Genomic DNA, 14282 nt, shown 5'->3' with positions numbered 1-14282 from the left:
TATTGTCTTAGCTGGACGTGTTAAGCGTGCCAAAACGGCAGGAAGTAGATCAGGAACCCCAGTACGCCGAGGATCATCACGAACGCATAGTGGTAGATGTAACCGGTCTGCAGTCCGCGGACCAGCGACGAGAACCAGCCCACCACTTTGGCCGAACCGTTGACGAGCAGGCCGTCGATCAGGTTGCGGTCGCCGTGTTTCCACAGGCCGCCGCCCAGCAGGCGTGCACCGCCCGCGAAGACGACATCGTTGAACTTGTCCATGTAGTACTTGTTGTCCAGCAGGGTGTGCACCGCGCGGCCCTTGGCATAGAACCATGCCGGTACGCGCGGGTTGACCATGTAGCAGTAGTAAGCAGCGGCGACGCCGGACAGCGCGAGCCAGAACGGTGGCGTCATCAGGCCGTGGGTCACCATCGCGACCGGGCCATGCCAGTTCGCAGCCAGTTCCTTCAGGCCTGCGTGGTTGTCGCCCACGAAGATCACGCCCTTGAAGAAGTCGCCGAACAGCATCGGGCCGATCGTCAGGAAGCCAATGATCACCGAAGGAATCGCCAGCAAAATCAGCGGCAAGGTCACAACCAGCGGCGACTCGTGCGGCTTCTGCCCTGGGGCCAGGCCGTGGTGATGGTCGTCGTGATGCGCGTCTTCTTCGTGATGGCCGTCCGAATCGTGGCCTTCCGAATGGTGGTGCGGCTTGCCGAAACGCTCTTCGCCGTGGAACACGAGGAAGTACATGCGGAACGAGTAGAACGCGGTCACGAACACGCCAGCCAGCACGGCGAAGTTGGCGAAGCCCGAACCCCACAGGTGGGTCGCGTGCACCGCTTCGATGATCGAGTCCTTCGAGTAGAAGCCCGAGAAGAACGGGGTGCCGATCAGGGCCAGCGAGCCAAGCAGCGAAGTAATCCAGGTGATCGGCATGTACTTGCGCAGGCCGCCCATGTTGCGGATGTCCTGGTCGTGGTGCATGCCGATGATGACCGAGCCGGCGCCAAGGAACAGCAGCGCCTTGAAGAATGCGTGCGTCATCAGGTGGAACACGGCGGCCGAGTAGGCCGATGCGCCCAGCGCCACGGTCATGTAGCCCAGCTGCGACAGGGTCGAGTAAGCGACCACGCGCTTGATGTCGTTCTGGATGATGCCGAGGAAGCCCATGAACAGCGCGGTGATCGAGCCGATGACCAGCACGAAGGACAGCGCGGTGTCGGACAGTTCGAACAGCGGCGACATGCGGGCCACCATGAAGATACCCGCGGTGACCATGGTCGCCGCGTGGATCAGCGCCGAAATCGGGGTCGGGCCTTCCATCGAGTCAGGCAGCCAGACGTGCAGCGGGAACTGGGCCGACTTGCCCATCGCGCCGATGAACAGGCAGATGCAGGCAACCGTGATGATCATCCAGTCGGTGCCCGGCAGGTTTGCTGCGACCAGCGCGTCTTTTTGCGCAAAGACTTCCTGGTAGTTCATCGAACCGGCGTAGGCCAGCAAAAGGCCGATACCGAGGATGAAGCCGAAGTCGCCGACGCGGTTGACCAGGAAGGCCTTCATGTTCGCGAAGATCGCGGTCGGACGGGTGTACCAGAAGCCGATCAAGAGGTACGACACCAGGCCCACCGCTTCCCAGCCGAAGAACAGCTGCAGGAAGTTGTTGGCCATGACCAGCATCAGCATCGAGAACGTGAACAGCGAGATGTACGAGAAGAAGCGGTTGTAACCCTCGTCCTCGGCCATGTAGCCGATCGTGTAGATGTGCACCATCAGCGACACGAAGGTCACCACGCACATCATCATCGCCGACAGGGCGTCGATCTGGAAGCCGACTTCCAGCTTCAGGCTGCCGACCGTCATCCAGGTGTAGATGGTTTCGTTGAAGGTGGCGCCGTCAAGCACCGCCATCAGCGTCTGCACCGACAGGATCAGCGCGATCAGCACGCCCAGGATCGTGACCGTGTGCGACGTCTTGCGGCCGACCACGTTGCCCAGGAATTTAGTACCCAGCAGGCCGGCAATCAGCGAGCCGGCAAGCGGCGCCAATGGGACGGCTAGTAAGAGGTTAGGGTTAAGAATTTGCCCCGCCATATTGAACCTTAATCGTTATTTGTTCTTGGGTTAAAGCCGCCCTTGGGCACTTAGCCTTTGAGGCTGTCCAGGTCTTCCACGTTGATCGTGTCCAGGTTACGGAACAGGACCACAAGGATCGCCAGGCCAATTGCCGACTCGGCTGCTGCAACGGTCAGGATGAAGAACACGAAGATCTGCCCTGCCGCGTCGCCCAGGTAATGCGAGAAGGCGATGAAGTTCAGGTTCACTGCCAGCAGCATCAGTTCGATGGCCATCAGCAGGACGATGATGTTCTTGCGGTTCAGGAAGATCCCGACGATCGAGATCGCGAACAGGATCGCGCCCAGGACCAGGTAGTGTGCGAGCGATAAGGTCATTTGGTCTCCTTGGAGGCTTCGTCGGCAGCTTCGGCCGCAGCCAGTGCGGCGGCGTGAGATGCGGCGTCGAGCGCTGGCTGGTCGATCGTCGCCATCTTGACGATGCGCAGGCGGTCGTTGCGCTTGACGCGCACCGCGACCGCCGGATCGAAGGCCTTGGTGTCCTTGCGCTTGCGCAGGGTCAACGACACGGCGGCAATCATAGCTACGAGCAAGATCACTGCGGCAATTTCGAAGCCATAAATATATTTCGTGTAGATCAAGAGGCCCAGTTCCTTGGTGCCGCCGATGTTGGCAGCGGCCGCTTCAGCCGACTGCTCGAAGCCGAGGAAGCCGCGCCACAACACCGCGGCCATCTCGAGCACGATCACCGCGCCGATGGCCGACGCCATCGGCAGGTGGCTCCAGAAGCCTTCGCGGATGCGGTCCATGTTGATGTCCAACATCATGACCACGAACAGGAACAGCACCATCACGGCGCCGACATAGACCAGTACCAGCACGATGGCCAGGAACTCGGCTTTCAGCAGCATCCAGATGCCGGCGGCGTTGAAGAACGCCAGCACCAGGAACAGCGCCGCGGTGACCGGGTTGCGGGCCGTGATAACGCGGGTCGAGGCCAGCACCATGATGGCCGCGAACACGTAGAACAAAGCAGTTTTAAAGTCCATAACTAAACCTGGTAGCCCTGCAGATTAACGGTAAGGCGCATCGGCGGCGCGGGCGGCGGCGATGTCGGCTTCGTAGCGGTCACCGACCGCCAGCAGCATTTCCTTCGTGTAGTACAAGTCGCCGCGCTTTTCGCCGTGGTACTCGAACACGTGGGTTTCGACGATCGAATCCACCGGGCACGATTCCTCGCAGAAGCCGCAGAAAATGCACTTGGTCAGGTCGATGTCGTAGCGCGTGGTGCGGCGCGAACCGTCGTCGCGCTCCTCGGACTCGATCGTGATCGCCATCGCCGGGCATACCGCTTCGCACAGCTTGCAGGCGATGCAGCGCTCTTCCCCGTTCGGGTAGCGGCGCAGCGCGTGCAGGCCGCGGAAACGCGGCGACATCGGGGTCTTCTCTTCAGGATACTGAACAGTGATTTTGCGCGAGAACATGTACTTTCCCGTCAGCGCCATCCCCTTGAACAGCTCGGTCAGCATCATGCTGCTGATAAAGTCTTTAAGTCGTTCCATGATTCCTGTTCCTTACTTCCAAATATTCCAGGACGTCTGCATCCAGCCGGCGACCAGCACCAGCCAGAACAGCACGAGCGGAATGAATACTTTCCAGCCGAGGCGCATGATCTGGTCGTAGCGGTAGCGCGGGAAGGTGCCGCGGATCCAGACGAACAGCGAGACGATGAAGAAGGCTTTCGCGAACAGCCAGAAGAAGCCGCCCAGCGCGCCGAATTCGAGGAAGGCGAACGGCGCCGACCAGCCGCCCAGGAACATGATCGCGGCCAGTGTACCGATCAGGATCATGTTGGCGTATTCGGCCAGCATGAACATCGCGTACGACATGCCCGAGTACTCGACCATGTGGCCGGCAACGATCTCGGACTCGCCTTCGACCACGTCGAACGGGTGGCGGTTACATTCAGCCAGGCCGGACACCAGATAGACAACGAACAGCGGCAGCAGCGGCAGCCAGTTCCACGACAGGAAGTTCAGGCCCATCTCGGCGAACTGGCCCTTCTGCTGGCCGAGGACGATATCCGAGAAGTTCAGGCTGCCCGACACCATCAGCACGACCACCAGCGCGAAGCCCATCGGGATTTCGTAGGAGATCATCTGCGCCGATGCGCGCATCGCGCCCATGAACGAGTACTTCGAGTTCGACGCCCAGCCGGCGATGATGATGCCGTAGACTTCGAGCGAGGTGATCGCCATCAGGAGCAGCAGGCCGGCGTTGACGTTGGCCAGCACGATCTCGGGACCGAAAGGCACCACCGACCAGGCGGCCAGCGCCGGCATGATGGTCATGATCGGGCCGATGATGAACAGGGTCGAGACCGCTTTCGACGGCACCACGATTTCCTTGAACAGCAGCTTGAGCGCATCGGCGATCGGCTGCAGCAGGCCCATCGGGCCAACCCGGTTCGGGCCGACACGGATCTGGATCCAGCCGATCAGCTTGCGTTCCCACAGGGTCGCGTAGGCAACCAGGCCCATCAGCGGCAGCAGCACGCACATGATTTTCATCATGGTCCATGCCAGCGGCCAGACCGGGCCGAGCAGGCCGGCGCCGGTGGTGTTGATGGTGTTAATGAATTCCGGCATCGCCATTACGCGCTCTCCCCTGCTTTTTCAACTTGGATCGCACCGAACAGCGCGCCCAGCGAGGCGGTCGCGTGGTGCGCGGTCGAGACGCGGACGGCGTTGGCCGGCAGGCGGGCATCGATGCCCGCCACCAGCACGGCGCTGCCCGAACCCTGCGTTACCTTGACGGTGTCGCCGGCCTTGACGCCCAGCTTGTCAGCCAGTGCCCGCGGCAACTGGACCAGCGGCGCGTTGGCGTCGGCGGTGCGCAGCAGCGGCTCGGAACGGCGCGCGATCGCGTCGGCGAAGTGGATCGGCACGTCGGTCACGCGTTCCAGCGCGCCCGAAGTACCGAACGATGCGAACGCCAGCGCTGCCTTGCCGGTGTTGTTCAGCTTGGCGGACAGGTCGGTCACGCCCTTGCCGAACAGCTCGTCGCGAATCGCTTCCGAGGTGTCGTACTCAAAACCTTGCAGGCCGAGCAGGTTGCCCAGCACGCGCAGCACTTTCCAGGCCGGACGGGCGTCGCCGAGCGGCTTGACGGTGCCGTTGAAGCTTTGTGCGCGGCCTTCGCAGTTGACGAAGGTGCCCGAGGTTTCGCTGAACGGCGAAATCGGCAGCAGCACATCGGCGTAGTCGAAGCCGTGCTTGAAGGCCGACATCGCAACGACCATCTCGGCGCCATCGAGGGCGGCGCGGGCTTGCTGCGGGTTGTGGCTGTCGAGCTCAGGCTCGGCGTTCAGCAGCACATAGGCTTTCTTCGGCTGCGCGAACACTGGCGTTGCATCTTTTGCGTAAGCGCCGGCCAGGTAGCCGCCGACCGTGTTGGCCGCGTCCACCAGGTAGCCCAGCTTGGCGCCGGTCTGTTCGGCGATCCACTGCGCCGCTGCGTGCAGTTGCGACGCTTGCGGGTGCTGGCTGACCGAGTTGCCGAGCAGGATGGCGCCCGGCAGATCCGCGCTGGTGTCCGACAGGCTGGCCGCGATGGCCTTGGCTGCGTCGGATGCCTGGACATTCTCGAAACCGTTTGGCGCCGCGATACCCTTGGCGCCGGCGATGGCGGCAACCACTTCCGACAAGGCGGCGAGCCAGTCGGACGGTGCGGCGATCATCTTCGACGAGGTCGGGATCAGCAGCTCGTCGTCGGACGCGTGCAGGATCGACAGCTTGGCGCCGTTCTTGACGGCGGCGCGCAGGCGCGTTGCCACCAGCGGGTGATCCTTGCGCAGGAACGAACCGATGACGAAGGCGCGCGACAGGTTCGACAGCTCTGCAATCGGCATGCCCAGCCATGGGGTGACGGCGCCATCGTTGGCGAAGTCGGTCTGGCGCAGGCGGAACTCGACGTTTTCGGAACCGATGCCGCGCATGGCCTTGGCCAGCAGGGTCAGTTCTTCGACGGTCGAATGCGGGGTCGCGACAGCGGCGATGGCGTCGGCGCCATGCTCGTGCTTGATGTTACGCAGGCCGTGGGCCACGTACTCGAGCGCGGTCTGCCAGTCGGTCTCGGCCCAGTGGCCGCCCTGCTTGATCATCGGCGCGGTCAGGCGGTCGGTGTTGTCCAGCGCTTCGTACGAGAAGCGGTCCTTGTCCGAAATCCAGCATTCGTTGATCGCTTCGTTTTCCAGCGGCAGGACGCGCATCACTTTGCCGCCCTTGACCTGGACGATCAGGTTGGTGCCGAGCGAATCGTGCGGGCTGACCGACTTGCGGCGCGACAGTTCCCAGGTACGGGCGCTGTAGCGGAACGGCTTCGAGGTCAGTGCGCCGACCGGGCACAGGTCGATCATGTTGCCCGACACTTCGGAGTCGACGGTCTTGCCGACGAACGAGGTGATCTCGGCGTGCTCGCCGCGGCCCAGCATGCCCAGTTCCATCACGCCTGCAACTTCCTGGCCGAAACGTACGCAACGGGTGCAGTGGATGCAGCGGGTCATCTCTTGCATCGAGATCAGCGGGCCGGCGTCTTTCGGCGGCACCACGCGTTTTTCTTCTTCGTAGCGCGAGCCCGACTTGCCGTAACCGACAGCCAGGTCCTGCAGCTGGCATTCGCCGCCCTGGTCGCAGATCGGGCAATCCAGCGGGTGGTTAATCAGCAGGAATTCCATCACGGACTTCTGTGCCTGCACCGCCTTGTCGCTGTTCGAGCGCACGATCATGCCCGCCGAAACCGGCGTGGCGCAAGCCGGCAAAGGCTTCGGCGCCTTCTCGACTTCTACCAGGCACATGCGGCAGTTAGCAGCGATCGACAATTTCTTGTGATAGCAAAAATGCGGGATGTAGGTGCCAAGCTTGTTGGCTGCGTCCATCACCATGCTGCCTGGTGGGACTTCTACCTTTTTACCGTCGATTTCAATTTCAACCATGAGCGTTCTCTGGCCTTAGAGATAAGTCGGCACGAGGCAATGCTTGTGCTCGATGTGATATTCAAATTCTTCGCGGAAGTTCTTGATCATGGCGCGTACCGGCATCGCCGCCGCATCGCCCAGCGCGCAAATGGTGCGGCCCTGGATGTTGTCGGCGATCGAGTTCAGCATGTCCAGGTCATCGGCACGGCCCTGGCCGTTTTCGATGCGGTGGACCATGCGGTACATCCAGCCCGTGCCTTCGCGGCATGGGGTGCACTGGCCGCACGATTCTTCGTAATAGAAGTACGACAGGCGCAGCAGCGACTTGACCATGCAGCGGGTCTCGTCCATGACGATGACCGCGCCCGAACCCAGCATCGAGCCGGCTTTGGCGATCGCATCGTAGTCGAGGTCGGTGTCCATCATGACGTCGCCGCGGATTACCGGAGCGGACGAGCCGCCAGGTATGACGGCCTTGATCTTTTTACCGCCGCGCATGCCGCCAGCCAGCTCCATCAACTTGGCGAATGGCGTGCCCAGTGGAACTTCGTAGTTGCCTGGACGCTCGACGTCGCCCGAGATCGAGAAGATCTTGGTGCCGCCGTTGTTCGGCTTGCCCAGGCCGAGGTAGTTCTCGGCGCCCATGTTCAGGATGAACGGGACGGCCGCGAAAGTCTCGGTGTTGTTGATCGTGGTCGGCTTGCCGTACAGGCCGAACGAGGCCGGGAACGGCGGCTTGAAGCGCGGCTGTCCCTTCTTGCCTTCGAGCGACTCCAGCAGCGCGGTTTCTTCGCCGCAGATGTAGGCGCCGTAGCCGTGGTGCGCGTGCAGCTGGAATGAAAATTCGCTGCCCATGATCTTGTCGCCCAGGAAGCCCGCCGCGCGCGCTTCTTCCAGCGCGTCTTCAAAGCGCAGGTAATCCTCGAAGATCTCGCCGTGGATGTAGTTGTAGCCGACGGTGATACCCATCGCGTACGCGCCGATGGCCATGCCCTCGATCAGCGAATGCGGGTTGTAGCGGATGATGTCGCGGTCCTTGAACGTGCCCGGCTCGCCTTCGTCGGTATTGCAGACGAGGTATTTCTGGCCCGGGTACTGGCGCGGCATGAAGCTCCACTTCAGGCCGGTAGGGAAACCGGCGCCGCCGCGGCCGCGCAGGCCCGAGGCCTTGAGGTCGGCGATGATCTGTTCCGGCGTGATCTTCTCTTCGATGATACGGCGCAAGGCGCTGTAGCCGCCGCGCTTGACGTATTCGTTGAGGCCCCAGTTGTCGCCGTTCAGGTCCTTCAGGATCAGCGGATTGATGTGACGGTCGTGGAGGCTGGTCATTTGTTCAGTTCCTCTACCAGGGCGTCGATCTTTTCATCGCTCATGAATGAGCACATGCGGTGGTTGTTGACGATCATGACCGGTGCGTCGCCGCACGCGCCCATGCACTCGCCTTCAACCAGCGTGAACTGGCCGTCGTGGGTGGTTTCGCGGTAGCCGATGCCCAGCATTTCCTGCAGGCGCTTGCCGGCGCGTTCGCCGCCCGACAGCGCGCACGGCAGGTTGGTGCACACGGTGATCTTGTGCTTGCCGACCGGCTTGGTGTTGTACATGTTGTAGAAGGTCGCGACTTCCTGCACGGCGATCGCAGGCATGCCGATGTAGTCGGCCACTTCCTGCATCACGTCCGGCGACAGCCAGCTGGTTTCCACTTGCGCGTGCGCCAGCGCGGCCATCACGGCGGACTGGCGCTGGTCGGCCGGGTACTTGGCCAGCTCGCGGTCGATTTTTTTATAGCACTGTTCTGATAACAACATACTTTCCTGCCTTTCCGGCTTACCGGTCAATACTGCCGAATACGATGTCCTGGGTTCCGATGATGGTGACGGCGTCGGCGATCATGTGGCCGCGCGCCATTTCATCAAGACTCTGCAGGTGGGCGTAGTCCGGGGCGCGGATCTTCAGGCGGTACGGCTTGTTGGCGCCGTCGGAGATCAGGTAGATGCCCAGCTCGCCCTTCGGATGCTCGACTGCCGCGTACGCTTCGCCCGGCGGCACGTGCATGCCTTCGGTGAACAGCTTGAAGTGGTGAATCAGCGATTCCATGTTCGACTTCATGTCGGTGCGCTTTGGCGGCGCGACCTTGTGGTTGTCGACCATCACCGGCAGGTTCGGGTTGGCGCGCAGCCATGCCGAGGCCTGCTTGATGATGCGGTTCGACTGGCGCATTTCTTCGATGCGCACCAGGTAGCGGTCGTAGCAATCGCCGTTGGTGCCGACCGGGATGTCGAAGTCCATCTTGTCGTAGACGGCGTAGGGCTGCATCTTGCGCAGGTCCCATTCGACGCCCGAACCGCGCAGCATCGCGCCGGTGAAGCCCATGGCTTTCGCCGCTTCCGGCGATACCACGCCGATGCCGACGGTACGCTGTTTCCAGATACGGTTGTCGGTCAGCAGGGTTTCGTATTCGTCGACATAGGTCACGAAACGCTTCGAGAAGTCGTCGATGAAGTCCAGCAGCGAGCCCTGGCGCGCTTCGTTCAGCGCGTCGATGGCCTTGGCGCTGCGGATGATCGATGCCCTGTGCTTCGGCATGGCGTCCGGCAGGTCGCGGTAGACGCCGCCCGGACGGTAGTAAGCCGCGTGCATGCGCGCGCCCGACACCGCTTCGTAGCAGTCGAACAGGTCTTCGCGGTCGCGGAATGCGTACAGGAACGGGCCCATCGCGCCGACGTCGAGCGCGTGCGCGCCCAGCCACATCAGGTGGTTCAGCAGGCGGGTGATCTCGTCGAACATCACGCGGATGTACTGCGCGCGCACCGGCACTTCGATGCCCAGCAGCTTCTCGATGGCCAGCACGTAAGCGTGCTCGTTGGCCATCATCGACACGTAGTCGAGGCGGTCCATGTACGGCACCGACTGCAGGTAGGTGCGGGTCTCGGCCAGCTTCTCGGTGCCGCGGTGCAGCAGGCCGATGTGCGGGTCGGCGCGCTGGATCACTTCGCCGTCGAGTTCGAGCACCAGGCGCAGCACGCCGTGCGCTGCCGGGTGCTGGGGACCGAAGTTCAGGGTGTAATTCTTAATCTCAGCCATTATTTCATCCCGTAGGTTTCTTCGCGGATCACGCGCGGAATGATTTCACGCGGCTCGATCGTCACGGGTTGGTAGATCACGCGTTTCTGCTCGGGGTCGTAGCGCATTTCGACGTAGCCCGAAATCGGGAAGTCCTTGCGGAACGGATGGCCGATGAAACCGTAGTCGGTCAGGATGCGGCGCAGGTCGTTGTGGCCTTCGAACAGGATGCCGTACAGGTCGAACGCTTCGCGCTCGTACCAGTTGGCCGAACGCCAGATGCCGGCGATCGAAGCGACCAGCGGCATTTCGTCGTCGGGCGCGAACACGCGCACGCGCACGCGCCAGTTGTAGTCGAGCGACAGCAGGTGCGAGACAGCCGCGAAACGCAGGCCGTCCCACGCGCCTTCGCCGTAGGTCGAGTAATCGACGCCGCACAGGTCGAGCAGCTGGTCGAACTTCAGCGCCGGATCGTCGCGCAGGGTCAGCATTGCGGCCAGGTAGTCGGCCGCCTTGACCACTACAGTCACTTCGCCCAGCGCGCTGGAAATAACCGCGCCCTCGCCCAGCGCCGTTTGCAGCGCGAGTTCAAGGGTTTCGAGTTTTGTCGTCATGATGGGAACCGCTTCTTATCGAGCAATGGTGTTGGTGCGCTTGATCTTGTTCTGCAACTGCAGAATGCCGTACAACAGCGCTTCCGCGGTCGGAGGGCAACCAGGCACATACACGTCGACCGGCACGATGCGGTCGCAGCCGCGCACCACCGAGTACGAGTAGTGGTAGTAGCCGCCGCCGTTGGCACAGGAACCCATCGAGATCACCCAGCGCGGCTCCGGCATCTGGTCGTAGACCTTGCGCAGCGCCGGCGCCATCTTGTTGCACAGCGTGCCGGCGACGATCATCACGTCGGACTGGCGCGGCGATGGGCGGAACACGACGCCGAAGCGGTCCATGTCGTAGCGGGCAGCGCCCGTGTGCATCATCTCGACCGCGCAGCAAGCCAGGCCGAACGTCATCGGGAACATCGAACCCGTGCGCGCCCAGTTGATCAGCTTGTCGGCTGTGGTGGTGATGAAACCTTCGTTTAATACGCCTTCAATTGACATGGCTTATTCCCAATCAAGGGCACCTTTCTTCCAGATGTACCAAAAACCGACCACGAATTCGGCGATGAACACCATCATCGTCACGAAGCCGGACCAGCCCAGTTCTTTCATGGAGACACCCCATGGGAAGAAGAATGCCGTTTCCAGATCAAACAAAATAAACAGGATCGCGACCAGGTAGTACCGGACGTCGAATTTCATGCGTGCGTCTTCGAAAGCTTCGAAGCCGCATTCGTAGGGAGAGAGTTTCGCTGTGTCAGGCTTGTTCGGGCCGAGCAGGTAGCCAAGTACCTGGGGGACGACGCCAACGCCGATGCCGACAAGAATGAACAACAGGACGGGGAAGTAATTTTCGAGGTTCACGGAGATGAGCCTTTGTTGAACGATCGGTTAATGAAACACTGCTTGGCTGCAGCGCCCTACCGCGCGATCCTGGCTTTCTGATCATGCGACCAGGACCGAACGTCTGATCCCGTAAAAAAGCCAGCAAAGGCGCAGCCCTTGCTGGCTTCTGGATTCTGGTGCCGACGGCGAGACTCGAACTCGCACAGCTTGCGCCACTACCCCCTCAAGATAGCGTGTCTACCAATTTCACCACGTCGGCAGTGAAGTCCGCTATTCTACAGCGTTACCACTCACTGTTCAATGCGTACTTGCGATAAAACAAGGGAAAAACTAAAAAAACCATGCTGCTGTTTTGACACGGGCCAAAATGCGGCCCGCATCTGCTGAAACGGTGTGCAACTTACTTTGGAACTTCCGTTGCAGGCGCTGCCGGGGTCGGGGCCGGGGCTGCTGGCACCGCATCCGTCGTTGCGGCCGGGGCTGCCGGCACTGTTGCTGCCGGAGCGGCGGCGGTAGGCAGCGACGGGTCAACTGGGGCCGCCGGTGCGCTGGTGGTCGAAGGAATCGCCGCCGGGCCGGTGACAGGCGCTGCGCGCTCCATCACGCCGCCGCTGACCGCGGTCTGGCGGTCGCTGCCGAAGTAAGCCAGCGCCAGGGTCGAGGCGAAGAAGATTGCCGCGGCCACGCCGGTCGACTTCGACATGAAGTTCGACGAACCCGATGCACCGAACAGGCTGCCCGATGCGCCCGAACCAAAAGCGGCGCCCATGTCAGCACCCTTGCCATGCTGCAGCAGGACCAGGGCAATGATGATGAGAGCAGACAGAACCTGCACTACGACGACCAGATTGTAAAAGGTGCTCATTGCAATTCCATTCCAAGATTAACTAAGTTTAAGTATTCGCTGCCGCGTGGATGATGGCGAGGAAATCCGCCGCCTTCAATGCTGCCCCACCGATCAGGCCGCCGTCGATATCCGGCTGCGCCATCAATTCTTTTGCATTATCGGGCTTCATGCTGCCACCGTATAAGATTTGCACTTTTCCTGCTACGACCGCATTTTGTTCAGCCATCTGCGCACGCAAGCGTGCATGTACTTCCTGGGCCATCTCCGGCGTCGCCGTGCGGCCGGTGCCGATCGCCCAGACCGGCTCGTAAGCGACGACAATTTTCGCCATGCCGTCGGCGCCAACGCGCTCAAGCACATGGCCGAGCTGGTTGCGCACCACCACGAAAGTCTGCCCTGCTTCGCGCTCATCCAGCGTTTCGCCGACGCATACGATCGGCGTCATGCCCGCACCCATAACTGCGACAGCCTTTTGCGCCACGAGTTCACTGCTTTCGGCATGAGAGGCGCGGCGTTCGGAGTGGCCGACGATCACATAGCGGCAGCCGAACTCGGCCAGCATCTGGGCCGAGACCTCGCCGGTGAAGGCGCCGCCGGCGTGCGCGGAAACATCCTGCGCGCCCCAGCTGACCGGCGTGCCGGCCAGCGCTGCTTCGCACTGGGCCAGGTACGGCGCCGGAACGCACACGGCGCTGTCCACCTGCGCGGCATCGAAACCAGCGACGATGCCAGACAAAAGGCTGGCATTGGCGGCACGGTTACCGTTCATCTTCCAATTACCGACGACGAGTTTGCGACGCATAGTAGCCCAGATCTAAATAACCCGCTATTCTAACCCCCGTTCCTATGTCGGTCAAACAATGGAATGCCAGAAGCACCGTTCTCCACGGATGCGTGTCAAATTACCTGCAATACAATTTTTCCAACGTGCGTGGACGACTCCATCAGCGCGTGCGCCTGTGCTGCCTGTTCGAGCGGGAATGTCTTGAAGATAACCGGGCGGATCTTGCCCTGCTCGATCAGCGGCCAGACTTTTTCCTGCAGGCGCCCGGCGATGGCGGCCTTGAAACTGACCGGGCGCGGACGCAGGGTTGAGCCGCTGATGGTGAGGCGGCGCCGCAATACCTGGCCAAGGTCGACGTTGGCTTTTGCGCCGCCAAGCAGCGCGATCAGGGCGATGCGGCCGTCGTCGGCCAGGCAGCTGATTTCGCGCGCCACATAGTCGCCCGCCACCATGTCGAGGATGACGTCGACGCCCTTCCCGCCTGTCAGCTGCTTCACGACTTCGACAAAATCCTCGGTCCGGTAATTGATACCGCGCCCGGCGCCCAGCTCTTCGCAGGCCCGAGCCTTCTCGTCGCTGCCGGCAGTTGCGAACACGCGATGGCCGAGGGCCGTGGCGACCTGGATGGCGGTGACGCCAATGCCCGAGGTCCCGCCCTGCACCAGCAAGGTTTCGCCATCGGACAGGCGGGCGCGGTCGAACACGTTGCTCCACACCGTGAAGAAGGTTTCCGGGAGGCTGGCCGCCTCCAGTGGCGACAGGCCAGCAGGGATCGGCAGGCACTGCTGGAGCGGCGCTGCGCAATATTCCGCGTAGCCGCCGCCCTGCACCAGCGCGCACACCATGCTGCCCTTCTGGAACGGGCTGCCGTCGAGGTCGCCGTCGACGATCTCGCCAGCCACTTCAAGGCCAGGCAGGTCGGACGCACCAGGCGGGACCGGATAATGGCCGAGGCGCTGGAGCACGTCGGGACGGTTGATGCCGGCCGCGTGCACCTTGATCAGGACTTCGCCCGGCTTGAGTTCGGGGAGCGGACGCTCGCACAGCTGCAGGACGCTGGGTGGGCCTGGCTGGGTGATTTCGATTGCGCGCATGGGGAATCG

General features: G+C 62.1%; 15 protein-coding genes and 1 tRNA gene. All 16 read right to left on the bottom strand.

Annotation, left to right across the window (positions count from 1 at the left end; all coding sequences use genetic code 11):
- Positions 1–20 precede the first annotated feature (20 nt).
- The 16 genes from nuoL to HHL21_RS00615 all read right to left on the bottom strand — a co-directional run bounded on the left by nuoL (position 21) and on the right by HHL21_RS00615 (position 14273).
- A complete protein-coding gene (nuoL, locus tag HHL21_RS00690; RefSeq protein ID WP_169463353.1) occupies positions 21–2081 on the bottom strand; it encodes an NADH-quinone oxidoreductase subunit L in 2061 nt (686 codons plus the stop codon).
- Between the two features lie 50 nt (positions 2082–2131).
- Positions 2132–2440, bottom strand: coding sequence for an NADH-quinone oxidoreductase subunit NuoK (nuoK, locus tag HHL21_RS00685; protein ID WP_099917091.1), 309 nt, complete (start codon positions 2438–2440; stop codon positions 2132–2134).
- Complete coding sequence (locus tag HHL21_RS00680) at positions 2437–3111, bottom strand: NADH-quinone oxidoreductase subunit J (RefSeq protein ID WP_169463352.1); 675 nt, start codon at positions 3109–3111, stop codon at positions 2437–2439. The genes nuoK and HHL21_RS00680 overlap by 4 nt, the downstream gene beginning before the upstream one ends.
- 24 nt (positions 3112–3135) lie before the next feature.
- Positions 3136–3624: an NADH-quinone oxidoreductase subunit NuoI gene (gene nuoI, locus HHL21_RS00675; protein ID WP_169463351.1), complete on the bottom strand. Its 489-nt coding sequence runs from the start codon at positions 3622–3624 to the stop codon at positions 3136–3138.
- A gap of 12 nt (positions 3625–3636) precedes the next feature.
- The gene (gene nuoH / locus HHL21_RS00670) at positions 3637–4716 is read right to left on the bottom strand and encodes an NADH-quinone oxidoreductase subunit NuoH (RefSeq protein ID WP_169463350.1); all 1080 of its coding nucleotides are present in this window, start codon (positions 4714–4716) and stop codon (positions 3637–3639) included.
- Complete coding sequence (nuoG, locus tag HHL21_RS00665) at positions 4716–7055, bottom strand: NADH-quinone oxidoreductase subunit NuoG (RefSeq protein WP_169463349.1); 2340 nt, start codon at positions 7053–7055, stop codon at positions 4716–4718. The genes nuoH and nuoG overlap by 1 nt, the downstream gene beginning before the upstream one ends.
- A 15-nt stretch (positions 7056–7070) precedes the next feature.
- Positions 7071–8366 carry an NADH-quinone oxidoreductase subunit NuoF gene (nuoF, locus tag HHL21_RS00660; RefSeq protein WP_169463348.1) on the bottom strand — a complete coding sequence of 432 codons (1296 nt, stop codon included), beginning with the start codon at positions 8364–8366 and terminating at the stop codon, positions 7071–7073.
- Entirely contained in the window at positions 8363–8842 is a 480-nt protein-coding gene (gene nuoE / locus HHL21_RS00655) for an NADH-quinone oxidoreductase subunit NuoE (RefSeq protein ID WP_169463347.1), read from the bottom strand. Before nuoE ends, nuoF begins: the two co-directional genes overlap by 4 nt.
- A 19-nt stretch (positions 8843–8861) precedes the next feature.
- Positions 8862–10118 carry an NADH-quinone oxidoreductase subunit D gene (locus HHL21_RS00650; RefSeq protein ID WP_169463346.1) on the bottom strand — a complete coding sequence of 419 codons (1257 nt, stop codon included), beginning with the start codon at positions 10116–10118 and terminating at the stop codon, positions 8862–8864.
- Positions 10118–10711, bottom strand: a complete 594-nt coding sequence (locus HHL21_RS00645) for an NADH-quinone oxidoreductase subunit C (RefSeq protein ID WP_169463345.1) — start codon at positions 10709–10711, stop codon at positions 10118–10120. The genes HHL21_RS00650 and HHL21_RS00645 overlap by 1 nt, the downstream gene beginning before the upstream one ends.
- Positions 10712–10726: 15 nt before the next feature.
- Positions 10727–11203 carry a NuoB/complex I 20 kDa subunit family protein gene (locus tag HHL21_RS00640; protein ID WP_054263649.1) on the bottom strand — a complete coding sequence of 159 codons (477 nt, stop codon included), beginning with the start codon at positions 11201–11203 and terminating at the stop codon, positions 10727–10729.
- Positions 11204–11206: 3 nt separating this feature from the next.
- On the bottom strand, positions 11207–11566 hold the full coding sequence (locus HHL21_RS00635) for an NADH-quinone oxidoreductase subunit A (protein WP_169463344.1): 360 nt from the start codon (positions 11564–11566) through the stop codon (positions 11207–11209).
- Positions 11567–11722: 156 nt separating this feature from the next.
- A tRNA-Leu gene (locus HHL21_RS00630) sits at positions 11723–11807 on the bottom strand.
- Between the two features lie 141 nt (positions 11808–11948).
- Positions 11949–12413 (bottom strand): preprotein translocase subunit SecG, encoded by a 465-nt coding sequence (secG, locus tag HHL21_RS00625; RefSeq protein WP_169463343.1) that lies wholly within the window; start codon positions 12411–12413, stop codon positions 11949–11951.
- A gap of 28 nt (positions 12414–12441) precedes the next feature.
- Positions 12442–13197 (bottom strand): triose-phosphate isomerase, encoded by a 756-nt coding sequence (gene tpiA / locus HHL21_RS00620; protein ID WP_169463342.1) that lies wholly within the window; start codon positions 13195–13197, stop codon positions 12442–12444.
- A gap of 95 nt (positions 13198–13292) precedes the next feature.
- Positions 13293–14273, bottom strand: a complete 981-nt coding sequence (locus HHL21_RS00615) for an NAD(P)H-quinone oxidoreductase (RefSeq protein ID WP_169463341.1) — start codon at positions 14271–14273, stop codon at positions 13293–13295.
- Positions 14274–14282 lie beyond the last annotated feature (9 nt).

The sequence above is a fragment of the Massilia polaris genome, assembly GCF_012927275.1.
Taxonomy (GTDB): domain Bacteria; phylum Pseudomonadota; class Gammaproteobacteria; order Burkholderiales; family Burkholderiaceae_D; genus Telluria_A; species Telluria_A polaris.
The sequence above is the reverse complement of the archived record's forward strand: the minus strand, read 5'-3'. Positions and strand labels throughout refer to the sequence as shown.